The 17,454-nt window shown below is 40.0% G+C and carries 17 protein-coding genes, 1 other RNA gene and 1 pseudogene; 3 read left to right on the forward strand and 16 right to left on the reverse strand.

The genetic code is table 11. The annotated features are described in order from the left end of the window. Nucleotides 1–323: 323 nt before the first annotated feature. The 8 genes from HMPREF9624_RS02835 to HMPREF9624_RS02870 all read right to left on the reverse strand — a co-directional run bounded on the left by HMPREF9624_RS02835 (nt 324) and on the right by HMPREF9624_RS02870 (nt 7,017). Nucleotides 324–698 carry a TnpV protein gene (locus HMPREF9624_RS02835; protein ID WP_001129922.1) on the reverse strand — a complete coding sequence of 125 codons (375 nt, stop codon included), beginning with the start codon at nt 696–698 and terminating at the stop codon, nt 324–326. Then, nucleotides 679–2,190 carry a relaxase/mobilization nuclease domain-containing protein gene (locus HMPREF9624_RS02840; protein WP_009536450.1) on the reverse strand — a complete coding sequence of 504 codons (1,512 nt, stop codon included), beginning with the start codon at nt 2,188–2,190 and terminating at the stop codon, nt 679–681. Before HMPREF9624_RS02840 ends, HMPREF9624_RS02835 begins: the two co-directional genes overlap by 20 nt. Continuing rightward, entirely contained in the window at nt 2,190–2,570 is a 381-nt protein-coding gene (mobC, locus tag HMPREF9624_RS02845) for a plasmid mobilization relaxosome protein MobC (protein WP_009536451.1), read from the reverse strand. Before mobC ends, HMPREF9624_RS02840 begins: the two co-directional genes overlap by 1 nt. 319 nt (nt 2,571–2,889) lie before the next feature. After that, nucleotides 2,890–4,281, reverse strand: coding sequence for a VapE domain-containing protein (locus HMPREF9624_RS02850; RefSeq protein WP_009536452.1), 1,392 nt, complete (start codon nt 4,279–4,281; stop codon nt 2,890–2,892). Continuing rightward, on the reverse strand, nt 4,274–5,203 hold the full coding sequence (locus HMPREF9624_RS02855; protein ID WP_009536453.1) for a DNA primase: 930 nt from the start codon (nt 5,201–5,203) through the stop codon (nt 4,274–4,276). The genes HMPREF9624_RS02850 and HMPREF9624_RS02855 overlap by 8 nt, the downstream gene beginning before the upstream one ends. 107 nt (nt 5,204–5,310) lie before the next feature. After that, nucleotides 5,311–5,688, reverse strand: a complete 378-nt coding sequence (locus tag HMPREF9624_RS02860) for a plasmid mobilization protein (protein ID WP_242822610.1) — start codon at nt 5,686–5,688, stop codon at nt 5,311–5,313. 40 nt (nt 5,689–5,728) lie between these two features. Then, nucleotides 5,729–6,832, reverse strand: coding sequence for a site-specific integrase (locus HMPREF9624_RS02865; RefSeq protein WP_009536455.1), 1,104 nt, complete (start codon nt 6,830–6,832; stop codon nt 5,729–5,731). After that, nucleotides 6,832–7,017, reverse strand: a complete 186-nt coding sequence (locus HMPREF9624_RS02870; RefSeq protein ID WP_009536456.1) for a transcriptional regulator — start codon at nt 7,015–7,017, stop codon at nt 6,832–6,834. The genes HMPREF9624_RS02865 and HMPREF9624_RS02870 overlap by 1 nt, the downstream gene beginning before the upstream one ends. 170 nt (nt 7,018–7,187) lie before the next feature. Here HMPREF9624_RS02870 and HMPREF9624_RS02875 point away from each other — a divergent pair, with 170 nt between their 5' ends. Beyond that, nucleotides 7,188–7,733 (forward strand): helix-turn-helix domain-containing protein, encoded by a 546-nt coding sequence (locus HMPREF9624_RS02875; protein ID WP_242822611.1) that lies wholly within the window; start codon nt 7,188–7,190, stop codon nt 7,731–7,733. Nucleotides 7,734–7,833: 100 nt separating this feature from the next. On the opposite strand, the gene HMPREF9624_RS02880 is transcribed toward HMPREF9624_RS02875, so the two are convergent. The 4 genes and pseudogenes from HMPREF9624_RS02880 to HMPREF9624_RS02895 form a co-directional block, all read right to left on the reverse strand. Continuing rightward, nucleotides 7,834–8,361, reverse strand: coding sequence for a GNAT family N-acetyltransferase (locus HMPREF9624_RS02880; RefSeq protein WP_009536458.1), 528 nt, complete (start codon nt 8,359–8,361; stop codon nt 7,834–7,836). Between the two features lie 78 nt (nt 8,362–8,439). Beyond that, a pseudogene (locus HMPREF9624_RS12365) lies at nt 8,440–8,760 on the reverse strand (GNAT family N-acetyltransferase); the annotation flags it as partial. Nucleotides 8,761–9,103: 343 nt separating this feature from the next. Continuing rightward, nucleotides 9,104–10,645: a glutamine-hydrolyzing GMP synthase gene (gene guaA, locus HMPREF9624_RS02890; RefSeq protein WP_009536460.1), complete on the reverse strand. Its 1,542-nt coding sequence runs from the start codon at nt 10,643–10,645 to the stop codon at nt 9,104–9,106. Between the two features lie 247 nt (nt 10,646–10,892). Then, a complete protein-coding gene (locus tag HMPREF9624_RS02895; protein WP_009536461.1) occupies nt 10,893–11,990 on the reverse strand; it encodes a glycerol dehydrogenase in 1,098 nt (365 codons plus the stop codon). 361 nt (nt 11,991–12,351) lie between these two features. On the opposite strand from HMPREF9624_RS02895, the gene ssrA reads away from it, so the two are divergent. Further along, nucleotides 12,352–12,694, forward strand: a transfer-messenger RNA (tmRNA) gene (gene ssrA / locus HMPREF9624_RS11495). A 385-nt stretch (nt 12,695–13,079) separates the two neighbouring features. On the opposite strand, the gene HMPREF9624_RS02900 is transcribed toward ssrA, so the two are convergent. Then, the gene (locus tag HMPREF9624_RS02900; RefSeq protein ID WP_009536462.1) at nt 13,080–13,265 is read right to left on the reverse strand and encodes a hypothetical protein; all 186 of its coding nucleotides are present in this window, start codon (nt 13,263–13,265) and stop codon (nt 13,080–13,082) included. Between the two features lie 337 nt (nt 13,266–13,602). Between HMPREF9624_RS02900 and HMPREF9624_RS02905 the strand changes: the two genes are divergently transcribed. Beyond that, nucleotides 13,603–13,974: a hypothetical protein gene (locus HMPREF9624_RS02905; protein ID WP_009536463.1), complete on the forward strand. Its 372-nt coding sequence runs from the start codon at nt 13,603–13,605 to the stop codon at nt 13,972–13,974. Nucleotides 13,975–14,308: 334 nt separating this feature from the next. Here HMPREF9624_RS02905 and yfcE read toward each other — a convergent pair whose 3' ends face one another. From yfcE to efp, 3 genes are all read right to left on the reverse strand, one after another. Beyond that, the gene (yfcE, locus tag HMPREF9624_RS02910) at nt 14,309–14,863 is read right to left on the reverse strand and encodes a phosphodiesterase (RefSeq protein ID WP_009536464.1); all 555 of its coding nucleotides are present in this window, start codon (nt 14,861–14,863) and stop codon (nt 14,309–14,311) included. A gap of 1 nt (nt 14,864) precedes the next feature. Further along, nucleotides 14,865–16,667 (reverse strand): arginine--tRNA ligase, encoded by a 1,803-nt coding sequence (gene argS / locus HMPREF9624_RS02915; RefSeq protein ID WP_009536465.1) that lies wholly within the window; start codon nt 16,665–16,667, stop codon nt 14,865–14,867. Nucleotides 16,668–16,786: 119 nt separating this feature from the next. Then, nucleotides 16,787–17,344, reverse strand: coding sequence for an elongation factor P (gene efp, locus HMPREF9624_RS02920; protein WP_009429426.1), 558 nt, complete (start codon nt 17,342–17,344; stop codon nt 16,787–16,789). Nucleotides 17,345–17,454 lie beyond the last annotated feature (110 nt).

A 17,454-nucleotide genomic window follows, 5' to 3' on the forward strand; every position in this document is an offset into this window, starting at 1 on the left:
CCCAGTGATAAATACTCCTATCACTGGGTAAATAACTCCAATAGCCCCAAAACACTTATATGTTTTCGGGCATATAAAATTACATGATAAAAGTATTCTTAAACTGGGTACAAAAAACTAAGCCCCATATTAAAAGTGAAACGGGACTGCTACTTTTTGTTCCCACTATCAAATTGACAGTTTATTTAAGAATACCTTGCCGCATATTTATTAACTCCTTGTATAATACTGAATCTAATTATATTCCTTAACCCTTTATTTGTCAAGCTGACAAACTAAAGCAGAAAAAGCGGCAGGATTTCCCCCTGCCACTAATCATCTGTTTATGCAAAAATAATTTCCTTTTCCACAATCTCCCTCGCACAAGCCCTTATGTTATTGAGGCATCCTGTCCATTCTAAGGCGTTTTCTGCCTTTAGCTGTTCCGTTATGCCCTGTGCCTGTTTCATACCCTCTATGAGCCTTTCAAAGCGTTCCTGTGCCTGTCTGTTGATGTCGGCAAGGTAGGCGTTTAGCCTGCCGCTTGTAAGAAGATTGGTGTATGTAACTTTACGGTACTGTTTTAGATAATCTAAATGCCGTTGCCCCCAGATGCCTATTGCCTGTTCTTCTTCGGCGGGTACAGTTAAGCACGGTATCAAATAATCCCCTTGCCTTTCGTATTTGCCGCCCAGTTCCTCAAATAATGATTTTGCCATTGTCTGTTACCTCCACATTCTTTTTTATTTTGAATGTCCGCAAAATCCGTCCTACATCCTTTGTTCGAGAATGTGATTTTATTTCCCGACCTTTGTCAGATTCTCTTTTTATCTGCTGGAGAATGCTTTTCTTAGGCTCTTCCTTTCGTCCGAGATACTGATCGATATTTGTCTTAAGTAGCTCAAGTTCGCCACGCTTCTCCTGTAGCTTATCATGTTCTTCTGCAAGTTCTTTTTGTTTGTCGTGTAGACTCTTAGAATGCTGATTTAGTTTTTTAAAAATCGTCTTTCCATCGCCTCGTTTTAGTCCTTCCATTATTTCTTTCTTTAGATGCGGAAACTGTTTTATAAAAATCTCAACTTCCGAATAAGCTTCCTTGTAAGCTTCTACATCCTTCTTATTCATCATCATATAGATTTTATCATTCGGATTTTTCCTATATCCATCGTAATGAGCTTTTTTATTGATGCAGATTTGAAGTTGTTTCGTAATTTCCTTGATTCGCTTCAATTCAAATTCCTTATCTCTAAACTCTTTCCTAAGTTGATTCGCTCGGGATGGTAATCTCTTAATCTCAGATTCTAACTCCGTCATCGAATGAAAGCCCTTATCCCGAATTGCTATCATCGTACCGGCAGCGGTCGTCATATTATGTTTCGTAGCCCAACGCTCATATCCTCTGCTCTGTTTTGCTTTTTCGCTGTTCTTGATGTCGATGATATTGCCAAGCTCTTTCTCTTTATTCAGAATCCTATCTTTAATCCGTTCTTCGGTATAATTGTCGCCAATCATCTTAGCTCTGGTAAATCTCTGTTGACCTTTCTTTCTAAAGGCAATGTGTTTACCGAATTTTATCTCATATCCGTAGCTTTCCATCTTAGATAGAAAGTCTTGCCAGTTGACGGACTGCTTTATACTTCTGTCAATATCAAATTGAAGTCTCGACTTGTAGCTCCTACCTTTTTTATCCTCATTCCAATCATGCCAACTTACAAATTTTCTTCGCTTAATTTCGTTGATTTCCTTTTGTGTTTCCTGGTCGATGACAGATAAACCATGTTCCTTGCAAAGCTTGTCGCTCTGATTTCGAATATTCATATAAGAGCCATAGTAGGAATGATAAACCTTCCCCTCATCAACATCGATGGAATTAAAAATGATGTGATTATGGATATGGTCTTTATCGATATGCGTTGCCAAAACATACTCATATTTCCCGCCTAAAATCTTTTCACAAAGTTCGATTCCCACTTGATGTGCTTCTTCAAAGCTCACTTCTTCCGGCACGAAGGATTGGATCAGATGATGAGCCAAGGTCTTTGTTCTTGAGCCAAATTGCTTCTTTGTAAGTTCAAACTCTTTGTGAGCATTTTCTCTACTGCAAAGGTGGGTCGTAACATAGATTTCATGATCGGTTTTATCGCCATTGCAGATATAGTCTATCGCCTTTTTCAGCGTAGTCTTGATCGGATGTATCTTCGTAACCGCCATCAGCTGATTACCTCGTTGATGATATAATCCGAAACTTTTTCTCGAAATTCAGATAAAAATTGAAGCTCCCCTTGCAAGGCTTTCTTGATTCTCTCAATATCATCTTTGTAGATAATTCCTGTGCTGTTTAATGCCTTTGCTATCTGATTTAGGTTCGCTGAATTGCGACTGATAAGAGAAGAAAGCTCCCTCAGTTCTTTTCTAAACTCACCGGATATATCAATGCTGATGATTCTATTCTTGAAAATACTGTCTCGGTAAAACTCTCTCTTACTCTTAAAATTGGTCAATGCAAATCTTCGGTTAAGCTCATTCATATCTTCTTCATTCACCATAAAATGAACGGTGCAATTGTTTTTACGATTAACGCTCTTTGACATGTTTCATCACTCCTTTCTTTTTCGGGGTCTTAGGGTTCTCCCTAAAATTGGTTAAGCTGAATTCCCAGCTTACAAGCCTACTTTTTGGACTGTGGTCAAAAAGTATATGCTTGCTATCTCTCTGAACATACTCTTTCTATGAAAATAAGCTCTATTCTCTTATGACTATCACAGAAGAATAAGAGCATCCGTAGCCAAGAGGGAAAACGCTCATTCTGCCCAATTTCCGTTTTATAGAAGTTTGAAAGTTATCGCTACCACTACCTCACTACCTTTGAAGTCGGTAGCAAAGTAGCGGTAGCGGACTTTTCCAAAACTCTTAGAATGGTATCTCCGAGGCTTCTACTTCCACAAAGTCTGTGGTTATTGTCCTTTTGTAGAATTTTTTACTGACTCGAACCACTCCGTCAATCCTTACCTTCTTGCTCTTCACATTTGCTTCTAAGATCCATTCTCCTGCCATCTCATTTGCCATCAGTTCCGAAAAGACTTTTTCATTCGTTTCAGGGTACTTGCTTGTAAATTCTGCGGAACAAAGGAGATCCGGCGTATCGGATTCTGTCGTTTTCCATTCCATAAAGTCCAGGAAGTTTTGGACATGTCTATTTTCACTTTTATGCGTTTGAATGACAAGGTTCAGATCATTTCTCAATTCTTTCGGTAAATAGAAATCGTGCAATTTGTTTTCGTAAAGATATACAGCTTCTGCAATGGCCCCTTCAAAGTCATTTCTTACCATTTCCGCATGTTCTTCTCTTGTGATAGTTTCCAAAACAGGAAATTTTTCAGGATCATACATGATCGGCACCTGTATTTTTTTCATATCCACTTTGACCGGCAAGTATCTTCGCTCTCCCGAAAAATCCCCAAGGAATGTCGCATCGTTTGTGGTCGCAATCAAGATACAAGTTCGTTTTACATCTCTTGAAAACCTCTCATACGGAAGTCTTACTGTGCTTGTCCTTGCAGAAATAAAGAGCTTCGCTTCATCGGCACTCTTTGCATTTCTAAGTGCCACAAATTCCTCCAGTTCTACTACGACTTTCCCCACCAAATTGCTGACTGCATCCTTGCCTTTGATGTTATTAAGCGAACAATACCATTCGGGGAACAGCGCCAGCTTTTCAATAAAGGATGTCTTTCCCACACCTTGACAACCTGTCAAAACCATTAGTTCATCAAACTTACATCCCGGATGAAATACCCGTTTTACCATTCCGACCAAGATATGTTTCATTATCCAGGAATTCAGCTCGTTTTCTTCTGCTCCAAGATATTTTGAAAGCAATTTTGAAATATGTTCCTTACCATCATAAGTCAAGGATTTCATATACATTGCAGGCAAATTTATGGTTCTTTTATGTGCAACAAAAGTGATTGCATCTTCCATACGACTTTTGGAGTATTTGATGCCAAACTCTCTCTCGATTTCAACACCGAGGATATTCGTCATATGGTCATTCCATTTTCGAATTTCTAAATCCGAACTTTTTTCACCTCTCAGCCATCCATAAAACTGAATCGTCATGCTGCAAGTATCGAAAAATATATGACCGAATAAAATCTCTCTGCTCTTACAAAGACAAGGATTTACTAACACAGTAATGAGATTGGTGGTTGTACTTTTGACTTGTCCTTTCTCCGTGATTTCAAGCTCACGATTCAAGTAGTCGTTAAGCTTCTCATCATCAAATGTAAGCCAGTTATTCAAGCGAATATCCTCCTTTTTTTCTGTGATAGTTATAATCCCAATATCTTTGATTGCCTCCTTGCAATGCTTTTCTAATACTTTCATCCAAATATCTAAGATAGCCCGCTTCTGTCCTTCTTTTGCTTTTATCTCTCATTCGATTCAGTGCAGATCTGAGGAAGATTTCTTTCATCATTTCTGCGTTTCCGTGCGTAAAGCTGTTTAGGAAAAGAAGAAGTGCAAAATCATCTTTGCTTGGATCGCCACTTGTATTTGAACCTTCAAACAAAGCCTTTGCCCTAGCATTATGTCTGCACATTATTTCTATAACTTTGTTGCTATCCGGAACCCGGTCATCCATCACTTGATACTTTCTAATTGCTTCTTTGATACTGTCTTTCGGAGCAAATAATTTATAGTATTTATCCAGTTCTTTTTGTTTTTGCTCTACCGTTCTGACAGGCATACTCCCAAACCTTTGGATATTTCCTGTCATCGCAATGCACCTATTCTCCTGATACATCTCCACTTTTTCGATTTGATTATTGAAGTTTTTTGCAATCACACCTTTAGCAAAGATATGAACTCCTCTCCCGGATTGTGAGACTTCTCGATAGGGGTCATTGAAGTCATTTAGAAAATCTCCAAAGCTATCATCAACCCGATCTAAGTCAATACAAACAAATGGATCATCTTTGCTTAGTGCAAAAGACAATCCATCCGAGCCACTACTTTCTAAATTTTTAACCGCTGTTTCAAAATCCGTCCAATGCTTTCTATCGTTCCAACCATCTGATTTTAATGTGATTGGGCTGATGGGTATTTTAGAAATTTTTTCTTTTCCCCACTTGTCTACTCTTACAATTCTCTTAAACCACAGCCATTGCTTATATTGCCTTAATTCAAGTGGAATATTTTGTAGATAGTTCTCCTTGTTTATCATGGTAACCTCCTATAATTTTTATTGAGAACGGAAGTACAACCTGATAAAATAATCTTGTCAGGGATGAAATACCAAGTTGTACTTTCATCTTGCCTTTGGTCTTTTGGCTAAAGGCTTTTTTTTAGTGCCGCTTCAATAATTTGACTAATCATCACAAGTACATATTTGTCCTTTTCAGCCATATTCTCATAACCGTTTATCCTCCGAAGCTCCGCTAAAATGTTTTTCAGCTCCTTTTTACATTGATCGATCACATTCCTTGTTGCAACAACCTTTATCGGTGCATTCAATATTGCATCTGTCATATAGTCTTGTCTGTTTAACCCTGATAGTGCAATTTTACTGAATATGATTTCTCGATCCTTTTCGGTAGTTCTGAAAACTATTGTTGTCCGTCGCTTTCGGTTTTTATCAGACTTTACATGCTTATCTTTATCTTTTTGCTTTCTTTCTTCCTCAAGCTTTTCCCATTCCTCCTTCGTCATCAGCGTCTTGCCTTTTTTTGACTTGCGATTAACCGCTTCATCATAGCTTGGAAATTTCGGTGCTTTCACTGTATTCTCCCTCCTTATCCAACCTATTCGCCATATCCAACTGTTTATTTGGAAACATATGACTGTAATCCATCAACACATTTATGCTCTCATGTCCTGTTCGTGCTGCAATATCAACAGGTGTAAACCCCATTTCTATAAGCAGCGATATATGGCTGTGCCTCAGTGCATGAAGCTTGATTTTCCTGACTTTCGACTTTTTAATTCCTCTCTCCATTTCCTTGTTGAAATATGTTTTGCATTTTGGAAAGATTTGTTCATCTTCCGAAAAATATTCAATCTTCAAGAAATAGTCTTTAAGTTCTCTTATTAAAAAATCCGGAAGCATAATTGTTCTTTTGCTTTTCGGTGTTTTCGGATCGGTAATAACTTCTTCTCCGTTAATTCTCTGTGCTGATTTACTTATCCTCATTGTCTTTTTATCAAAGTCAAAATCAGCTTTTGTTAATGCTCTAAGTTCACCTAATCGAATACCTGTCCAATATAGAATTTCAAAAGCATAAAATGAAATATCCTTATCCTTAACAGCTTCTATAAACTGTAGGTATTCCTCTTTTGTCCAAAATTCCACTTCCTCATCGCTTCTTTGCTTTCCTATTCGCCCTGTTACTTTGCACGGATTTTTCCTTAATCCATAATACTTGACTGCATGGTTGAACATACAACTAAGCTGTGCGTGAATGGATTTAAGATAGGTTGGCTTATAGGCTTCTCCTTCCGCATTTTCAATGTTTAAGAGTACATTATGCCACTTCTTTACTACAACAGGCTTAATTTCACTCATTTTCATACCGCTAAAAAACGGTAAAATCTTTGTTCTTATCATATGTTCTTTAGTCATCCAAGTATTTAACCTTATTGTTCCTATGACATCAGCCTTATAGAGTTCAAAATAGTCTACAAATAGCATATTGAGTGAACCGGACATCTTGACTGTAAAATTCCTCTCATAAGTAATTGCCTCTTTCTTCGTTTCAAAACCCCTTTTCAGCTTTTTTCTGCTCTGTCCGTCCCAATCCTTGTAATAGAATGATGCGAACCATTTCCCGCTTTTTTCGTCCTTATATGCAGGCATTAGTCTCCCTCCTTCGCCTTGTAGATTTGTTCCATAAAATATTTCTTATTGATTCTTCCCCTAAGGACAAGAAAGCCGTTTTCAGCAAGCTGCTTATTCATATCTCGTATGATTTTATAGGCTTGTTGCTGCGATATATTTAGTAAATCGGCAACTTCATTTGAAGTAAGAAATAATTTCTCCATCGTACTTTCCTCCTTTCCATTTCAGAAACATATTTGTTTCTGTTTATATTTTAGATTATGAGTAGCTTTTTTATTTCTGTCAATACTTTTTTCTTAATTTTATTTTTCTATTGAATTTTTTCCTATTTTCGATTATATTATTAAAGAGAAACAAATTTGCTCCTAAGGAGGTGTTAAGATTGAGTTTGGGTAAATTGATAAAGAAATTTCGTGAATTAAGAAGAATTACTCAAAAGGCATTAGGAGATAGAACCGGATTAGATGATGTGAGAATAAGGCAATACGAACTTGATATTCGCACTCCTAAAGATGATGTCTTAGAAAATATTTCCACTGCACTGCATGTAAACAAAGAGTATTTGAAAGAACCTGATTATCCCTATACGGAACATGATTTAATGCGATTTTTGTTTAAGCTGGATGACAGCATTGAAGTCAATATAAGACCTGTTATTGTAAATGATGAAGATCCTGAATATACTACCACAGGTATTTATTTTGGTAGTGAAGCCATTCTAAGAATTAGAGGCATGCTTGAACAATGGCAAAAAATGAAGGAAAAATACGAAAATAATGAGATCACAAGAGAAGCATATGAGGATTGGAAGGCAAACTACCCCGACAGTCTAAAAAAAGATTATGTTCCCTTTGAAGAAAGTAATCTCAAACGCTTTAATAACGGTATGTCAGTCAAAGTCCCACCGGAAATAAAATAGGCACAGAAAAAACACATAACTGAAAGATTTTTAGATTTTAAAGTCATGTGCTTTCACTGTATAATTTACTGAATTAGCCCGACAAATCGGGATTAATATTTTATTGCCACTCTTGGCGAAGAATCCTCATCATGATAAAGTCACTGTACTCGTTATTATAGTAGTATCCTTGCTCTTGAATACCTTCTTGCTTAAATCCGATTTTTCTATAGAAATTCAATGCATTGGTATTCAGCCCTACCACACCAATTGCCACTCGGTTCATTTCATAGTGATCAAAAGCAAGGCTCAGCATAAGTCTAATAGCTTCTGTTCCATATCCTCTCTGTTGTATTTTAGGGTCAGGAATGATAATCGAAAGATCCGTACAGTTCCAGTCAGGCCACATTCGTAACAATCCCGTTTCACCTATTATATTCCCCTCTAAATCTGTAATCGTGTACCATACTGAGTCTTTCTGTTTATGACCAATTGTAATCCTCTCTTTCTCAGCTTCTTCATCAGTAAGTTTTGTAAAGCCACATTGAAACATGACTAATGGCTGATTGTACCAGTAGGTAAAGAATTTCACATCTTCGATTTTTTGCTCACGCAATATAATATTGTTACCCTTAATTTCATTAATCATATTATTTCATATACCTCCAAATACTTCATTACACACATAGCTTCTAATTTACCTATCCCGACAGACAGGGATTTACCTCTACAAACGATATATCATCAGTCCATCGATAATACCACACTTTTGAAATCCATATTTTTCAGCTATCCGAATACTACTTTTTTGTTCAGGTACACATTCAATCACTACCTGTTTGCCTGAGTTTCTAGCTTTTGCTATCATACCTGATGTCAAGCATGATGCAATCCCTAGCCCCCAAAAGGAAGGTTCTAAAACCCATCCAATCTCGACACTCTCTGAATCATAATCATGATAAATCACATATCCGATGAAGTCGTTATCTTTTTCAACTGCGTATATCAATGGTGTCTCAGAAAGGCCGGATCGAAAGAGGAATTGCTCGGTCTGCTCTTTTGTTTAGGGTGCTTCGAGATATTGCATTACTTTCGAATTCGACAAAAGTTTGTAAAGCGGTTCCAAATCACTGACTGTCATTTTTCTAATTCTTATATTCATTCATACTCCACAACTTCTAATCTACCATTCTCTATTTTCCACAAAAGCCTCCCACCAAAACGATGGAAGGCTTTCTAAACAATTCACCTAAATTCAACAACTCCCTTTCAGACCTACTTTTTCTTACTTTTAGTATCAAAACAGTATCATTCAGGAGTTTTTTGCTCCTGCAAATCGCTAAAATTCACTGTTTTCAACCGTTATATAACAAAAAACATATTTGTTACTGTTATTCCATCTCAATCGTTCCTGGTGGCTTAGAAGTCAAATCATAGAACACCCTGTTCACGCCCTTTACCTCATTCACTATTCGATTCATCACTCTCTGAAGTACGATGAAGGGGATATCCGCGCATTCTGCGGTCATAAAGTCATCGGTAATCACTGCACGGAGAGCCACCGCATAGTCATAGGTACGGAAGTCTCCCATCACGCCCACGGAACGCATATTGGTGAGGGCAGCAAAATACTGGCTATAGGAACGGGAAAGTCCTGCCTTCTCGATTTCTTCACGGTAAATGAAATCCGCATCCTGTACCATGCGAACCTTCTCCGGAGTTACTTCTCCGATGATTCTTACCCCAAGTCCCGGTCCCGGGAAGGGCTGACGATAAACCAAATGCTCCGGAAGTCCAAGCTCCAGTCCTACCTTACGCACCTCGTCCTTAAAGAGCAGGCGCAGAGGCTCTACGATTTCTTTGAAGGAAATGTTCTTGGGAAGTCCGCCCACATTGTGGTGGGACTTAATCACTGCTCCCTTACCAAGGCCGGATTCCACCACGTCTGCGTAAATGGTTCCCTGGGCAAGGAAGTCCACTGCCCCGATTTTATTTGCCTCACGCTCAAAGATACGGATAAACTGCTCTCCGATAATCTTTCTCTTCTTCTCCGGATCTTCCACCCCGGCTAATTTCTCAAAATACTCTTCTCCCGCATTGACACGGACGAAGTTTAACTCGAAATCTCCCTTTTCTCCGAAGATTTCCTCCACCTGATCTCCTTCATTTTTCCGAAGAAGGCCGTGGTCCACGAACACGCAGTACAGCTGCTTTCCGATAGCTCTGGAAAGAAGCCCTGCTGCAACAGAGCTGTCCACACCGCCGGAAAGGGCGAGAAGCACCTTGCCGGAACCTATTTTATTTTTCAAAAGGGAAACCTGCTCCTCCACGAAGGACGCCATCTTCCAGTCTCCGGTACATTTGCAGACGTCATAGAGAAAATGATGAATCATCTTCTGCCCTTCCACGCTGTGCTGTACCTCCGGGTGGAACTGCACCGCATAAATCTGTCTCTTCCCATCTTCCATTCCCGCAACGGGGCAATGCTCGGTATGGGCGGTAATGGTAAAACCCTCCGGCACCTTGGCGATATAGTCGGTGTGGGACATGAAGACAGTAGTCTCTTCCGCTACATCGGAGAAAAGCACGGAGGACTTCTCCACATAAGTTTCCGTCTTTCCATATTCGCTGACAGGGGCGGTAGCCACCTCTCCTCCAAGCTCATAGGCAATCAGCTGTGCTCCGTAGCAGAAGCCGAAAATGGGGATACCCAGCTCAAAAATTTCCTTTCCGATATGCTGGCTTTCCTCTTTGTACACGGACTGAGGTCCCCCGGTAAAGATGATTCCCTTGGGACTTAACTCTTTAATCTTCTCTATGCCAATGTCGGAACTGTAAACCTCTGCATAAACCCCTTCGTCTCTTACTCTACGGGCAATCAACTGGTTGTACTGTCCACCAAAATCCAATACGAGAATCCGCTCATGATTCATTTTTCTTTCCCCTTTTCTTCAGTTCGTCCAACGGCAATCCAGTGGAAGCATTCACTTGCACAAAATCGTCTTCATTATAGTTTATCTTTATTCCTTATAGCAAGTGCTATCCGGAAGATATTTCTTGTCTCATTTCGTAATTGCAATACTTATTCCGAAGATAATTCCCATTCTCGGCAAGAAAAAAATCCATTTCCACCGCGATATTCGCAATAGAAATGGACTGATTATGATTGAATTTTTCTCCTTAGCAGCTTCCCTTTCTCTTTTTTCCCAGAGCGTCTGCGGCAATGATTGCATCATAAAGCTCTGTTTCCGTAACATCCCCTGCCAGGTTATGAATGGTTTCTCCGGGAATGCAGGCATTTTTTGCAATGGTGTGTAAATCCTGATCAGAGAAATTTCCAAGCTCTGCTAAGGTTATAGGTAGACCTACAGCAACACAGAAGTCCTGCACTTCTTCAAATTCCTCCTTCTTAACTCCTTCCAGACAGAGCTGCACCAGCGTACCGAAGGCGACACAATTTCCGTGCGGAGCACTGTGTCCGCCGAGGGAGGTAAGACCGTTGTAGAAGGAATGTGCTGCGGCAACATTGACATTATCCGCACCTACACCGGAGAGATAGACGCAAGCCTCAATGATATTGTCCAAAGCCTTGGTAACCACGTGATTTTCACAGGCTACAATGGCAGCTTCTCCGAACTTCTTCAGATTCTCATAACAATACTTCGCCAGAACCATTCCTGCACCGGGAATACCGGCATTTTCCAAGCTGGGAGACTCGGTACGAAGAGAAGCTCTTCCCTCAAAATAAGTTCCAAGAGCATCTCCCATTCCGGCAATTAAGAAACGAACAGGAGCATGGGCAATCACGGTGCTGTCTACCAAAACACAGTCCGGATTCGTCGGATAGAAAAGATATTCTTTGAAAGATCCGTCATCATGATAGATTACGGAAAGGCCGGTACAGGGAGCATCCGTAGCCACTACCGTCGGGATGATGACAATCTGCTTTTTCTCATAAAAGGCTGTTGCTTTCGCCGTATCCACAGCGGAACCGCCTCCTACTCCGACAACGGTATCAACGTTGTTTTCCTGCACAATTTTCCGCATTCTGGCAATCTCGGACTCACTGGAAATGCCACCGAAAATTTCATAGTAACGAGTCTTCTCCGTTCCTTCAAAGCTTTTTTCCAATTTGTCATGACAAGCTTCGTAGGCACTATGAGAACAGACAAAGAGATAATTTTTCCCCATATACTCTGTTTCCTTACAGAAAGAAAGCAGTGCATCTCTTCCCTGGACATATTTCAACGGATTTCTCATTTCTCTAAGCATTTTCATTTTCATTCTCCTTAAAACTCTTTCCCAACTTGCAACATTCTTTTCCGCATCGTTTTTTCTAAAAAAAAGATGCAGAATATAATGGTTAGATATTTAACAATCTTTATTTTAACACGATTTTCCGGAAAAAGGAGGTGAAATTGCAGATTTGGTTATAATAGAAATGTGATTCGACTATTCCTTAAGAGCGAGAGAAATATCCGCCAAAATCTCCCTCTCATTTGAACCATTTTCTTTCAAAATGATGAATTCTCTCTTTTAAAACAGCGTGCTTGAAAAAAGAAATGACGGATGGGTAATCAGAGAATGCACAAGCTTCTTTACAAATCCTTCTTTTCCCCGTAAAATAAAAGCTGTCTAAGGGCTTGTACCGGTTTCGACGGGGATGATGCAGCTTTAGAAGCTATCCGAAAGAAGTCGCGTTAAACTTCAAACCTAAAATTAAACGCTAACGATAATAGTTACGCATTAGCAGCCTAAGCGCTGCTGGCCAGCCTTCTCTCACTCACAGGAGAAGAACCTGACCTCATCTATGTGAGAAACGACGTGTATGGTTCCTCCCATGCTCGGGCGTATGTAGAGGATACCGGCTCATAAAAGAAGTGCACAGCTTTTATGAGTGGGGAATCTTGAAGTGTACTATGATAGTAGAAGGAAAGGGAATTCGTTTTCGGACATGGGTTCGACTCCCATCAGGTCCACGATGAAAAAACGCTAGGAATTCAGCCAAGAACGGCTTGAAACCTAGCGTTTTTGCTTGTTTTGAGGTGTCTATAGAAAGTCTTATTTTTTACAAAAGTAGTATGTTTTCGAATAAATTTGGTCATGAATTGGTTATGAACTGCCCACGAAAGTAACCACACTTAAGCAGTTCCATGTATCCTCATCTACCGCGATATCGTACATTTTATAATCGATACTCGTTATGAATAAAAAATAGCACTGCCTGAGACAGTGGTATCTATTGACTAAAAATCTATCACTTGATATCAGCCTCTTGTCTATCTATAAAGATAAGACTCTCAATTTTCATTCTCTCAGTCTATTTATGCCATCCTCTTTGCATCCCGGTATCTTCATAGCATTCCTCTATTTTTCACGATTTTCTTCTACAAATTGCTTCATGAGCTTAGAAATCTGTCCGGATTGAGTCACTCCAAGTCTCTGGCAGGTAGCTTTAAACTCATCAAATAAGGTCTGATACATCTTAAAGCTTTTCAGCACATAGCCGTTTTTCTTATCCCAGTTATCCTGCGGCCTACTTTTCTTTTCCATACCTTTCTCCAATCTTTTTTACAAATTCCTCCACTTCCTGAAAGTCAGACAATAAAAAACCTCTGATGAAAATCTCCAATCTATTCAGGACGAGTGATTATTTTCATCACACAAGTCAAATTCTTTCTTGTATTAATTATTTTATTATTATACTATAAAAGAACATTGATGCGTTAATTTTGAACTTCCAAGATAGAATTTAATGTTATAATCTATTTTTATCGTAGCTTAAAAACAAGACTGAAAATTTATGTTTTTTATAACGTTTATTGCAATGATTAAGAAATGAAGCGGCTTTTTTTATTATTGTTAGGATTTTTCGATGAAAGGAGAAAAAATGGAATTACCTTCTTTTGTTTTAGAACTTCTATCTTATCTGATTGGGATGCCGATCTTCTTTTTACCTGCGGTTGTTGTAAAAAAATTATTTTTGCCTAGAGTCAAAATCAGTACTAAAACAAAAATAATTACAACGATATTGTTGGGAATTTTCACTTTTACTTTATCTAGTATTCTAGTCTACTTATTTGTTGGAGAGTTTGTTTTTCCGATAAAATGGATTACATGGATGATTATTGACTTTTCTTATTTGTTTGGTATCAGGAGAAAAAATAAAAAAGATTTTAATTCACAATTATACGCTGACATTACTGCCTATGAAGAAAGTCAAAGCACTGAAAGCATTCCTGAAAAAGAAAGCATAGATTGAGAAATAAAATTATATATTTTAGGAAAATAGTTACACCTACGAATACGATTTATAGCCATGACCTTAACAAGTTATAACGATAAAACTATTTCTATTCCCTCACCTTACAAAATACTTCTCTTAAAAGACGAAGAAGCTAAACATTTTACCTATGATAAGAACAACAACAAAAACAGCAGATTGAAGCCTATATTGGCCTAAAATCTGCTATTATTTTATTCTTTACAAATTTGTTTTACAGTATCTCACTGATAACGAATTTCGCTGCAGTATACGCAATATTTCATTTATAACATATATCAAAGATAAAGCTTGGCGTACTTGCTCTTCCCTATTAAAACTCCACCGTCTTCAGCACTTCCCCGTCCAAGGTATAGATGGTGAAGCCCTTCTCCGTAAGAACCCCGTAGCTGTTCGGGTTTCCTTCCTTCGGGAGGCTCACTGAACCCGGATTTAAGTGGAAATAATGCTTTCCGTCCCGCTCCTTCTTCTCCGCAACAGGAAGGTGGGTATGCCCCTGTAAGAAGACATCGCCGTTCTTTCTTAACGGAAAGCTTTCATGATTATACACATGCCCGTGACTTAAGAAAATACTTCTGCCTCCCAAGTCTAAAAGGGCGTAATCCGCCATAACAGGGAAGTCCAGTACCATCTGATCCACTTCCGCCTCACAATTTCCGCGAACGGCTAGGATTTCGTCTTTTAAGGGATTCAGCATTTTGATGACTTCTTTCGGAGCATAATCCTTCGGTAAATCATTTCGCGGGCCATGGTAGAGGACATCGCCCAGGAGGAGAATCTTCTCATACTCTCCCGCCCGATAGATATCCAATACCTTCTTCGTATAGTAAGAAGAGCCGTGTAAATCACTCATAACAAAATACTTCATTTTACATCTTCTCCGGTGCAGAGAATCCGAGTACATGGATGGCATCGGTCAGAATTCTCCAAGTCAGTGCAAGGTGAGCAATATAGTTCTTCTGCTTTTCCTTATCTTCTTCTCCAAGAATCTTTACATTGTGGTAGAAGGCATTGAAGCTGTTTGCCAGGGCATAAATGTATCCGCAGATTTTATGCGGTGCCAGCTCCTTCCATGCATCCTTCATTTCATCGGAGAAAACAATAATCTGCTTCTCAAGAGCGAGTAAAGAAGGCTCATCCTCGGAATGAATCGCATAGTTCTTTCCGTAGTTTGCAATCCAAGTTGCGGTATCTGCAGAACTCTCTCCGTTTGCTTCGGCGTATTTCCGTAAAATGGAGGCAATACGCACGATAGTATAAAGGATATAAGGACCGGTATTTCCTTCAAAAGCACTGAACTTCTCAAGGTCGAAAATATAATCCTTCGTAATCTGGTTGGAAAGATCCCCGTACTTCAAGGCTGCAAGAGCAATAACCTTTGCCGTTTCCTGTCTTTCTTCACTCGTGAGTCCGGTATCCTTTCCTTCCTCCATACGAGAAAGTACGGAGTCCCGAATCTCGTCAATAAGCTTCTCTAAACGAAGCACGCCGCCATCTCTAGTCTTAAAGGGCTTTCCGTCCTTTCCGTTCATGGTACCAAAGCCCATAAAAGTGAGCTTCGTTTCTTTCGGAAGGATCTCCGCCTTTCTTCCTACGCGGAAGAAGGAAGTGTAGTGCAGCTCCTGACGGCTGTCCGCCACATAAAGATACCAGTTCTGCGGATAGCACTTTTCTCTATCCATAATGGTTCCTAGGTCGGAAGTCGCATAAAGGCTTGCTCCGTCGGACTTTAAAATCATGCAGGGAGGCAGTTCCTTCTTATCCTCCGGCTCTGCAATATCCACAACAAGAGCGCCGTTTGAGCGATAGGAAAGCCCCTTCTCTTCCAAAATTTCAATGAGTCTCGGGAAATAAGGCTCCGCATCGGACTCGCCCTTCCAGATTTCAAAATGCACATCCAGCGCATCATAGTTCTTCTTTAAATCGGCAACGGAAACCTTCATAATCTTTTCCCAAGCCTTCTTGTACTTCTCTTCACCCTTCTGCAGTCTTACCGTGATATCCTTTGCACGGTTCGCATACTCTTCATTCTTTAAGCTGCCGTCGGCATTCTTCTCTTTGGCTTTTGCAGAAGCAAAGGGATAGATTTCTTCCAGTTCCCCTATGGTAAAATCCTTTTCCAGCTCTCCTCTTTCTTCCAGTTCTCCGATGATAAGACCCATCTGCAGACCGAAGTCACCAAGGTGCACATCGCCCACAGCCTCATTTCCCATACGGATAGCCAGACGCTTTAGGGCTTCTCCGATGGACGCGGAACGGAGGTGTCCTACATGGAGGGGCTTTGCCACGTTCGCTCCGCCGTAGTCCACGAGCACCTTCTGACCTTCCTTCGGGTCTAAACCGAGCTTCTCATCCTCAGCCATAAGACCACAGTATTTTGCAAGGAATGCAGGAGAAAGAGTCATGTTCAAAAATCCCGGCTTAACCACTTCCACCTTGGAGAATAAGGGTACGGAAAGCGCCTTATCTCCCTCCAAATACTTCTGTACATCCTCAGCCAGCTCAATCGGATTCTTCTGATATTTCTTCGCTCCAATTAAAGCGCCGTTACTCTGGTATTCACAAAGGTCAGGACGATTGGAAATTGTAACCTTTCCCAATTCCTTTTCATATCCGGCAGACTCAAATGCAAGCTCTACGGCATTTTGTAAAATCTTCTTTACGCTTTCCATACTTATCCTTTCTATTCTTTTCCCAATTATGGAAAAAGACTTCCTGAATCGGAAGTCTATTCCTTATCTAAACGAGACATCGTACAGCCTTGCGCGACGCTCACTCCGCATAAAAAGACTTATGCTCTGGACTCGTATTCTCCTGTCTGTGTAGAGATGATGATCTTGTCTCCAATATTCACAAACAGAGGTACCTGAACCTCTACCCCTGTTTCCACGGTAGCTGGCTTGGTAGCACCGGTAGAAGTGTTTCCTTTGATACCCGGCTCGGTGTGTACCACTTCGAGGGTAACCTTCAAAGGAGGCTCTACTGAGAATACATTTCCCTGATAAGAAACAACTTTAACGGTTTCATTTTCCTTTACAAACTTCATGGAATCGGCAATCTGGTCATGAGACAGAGCAATCTGCTCAAAGGTCTCGTTGTTCATGAAGTTATACATCTCTCCGTCATCATAGAGATACTGCATATCCACTCTGTCAATTCTGGCTGCCGGGAACTTCTCGGTCGGTCTGAATGTCTTATCTGTCACGCCGCCATTGATTACATTTCTTAACTTGGTTCGGACGAAAGCAGCCCCCTTACCGGGCTTAACGTGCTGGAATTCAATAATCTGAACTACCTGTCCATCCATCTCGATTGTTATACCATTTCTGAAATCACCTGCAGAAACCATAAATCCTCCTAAATATCTTTATATACGGGAAACAGCCACAAGGGCACAGTTCTACCCTAAACTCGCTGTCAATTCTAATATAAAATGAAAATGCACGCAAGCTTTTCTTG

This window comes from Oribacterium asaccharolyticum ACB7 (assembly GCF_000238075.1).
GTDB lineage: Bacteria > Bacillota > Clostridia > Lachnospirales > Lachnospiraceae > Oribacterium > Oribacterium asaccharolyticum.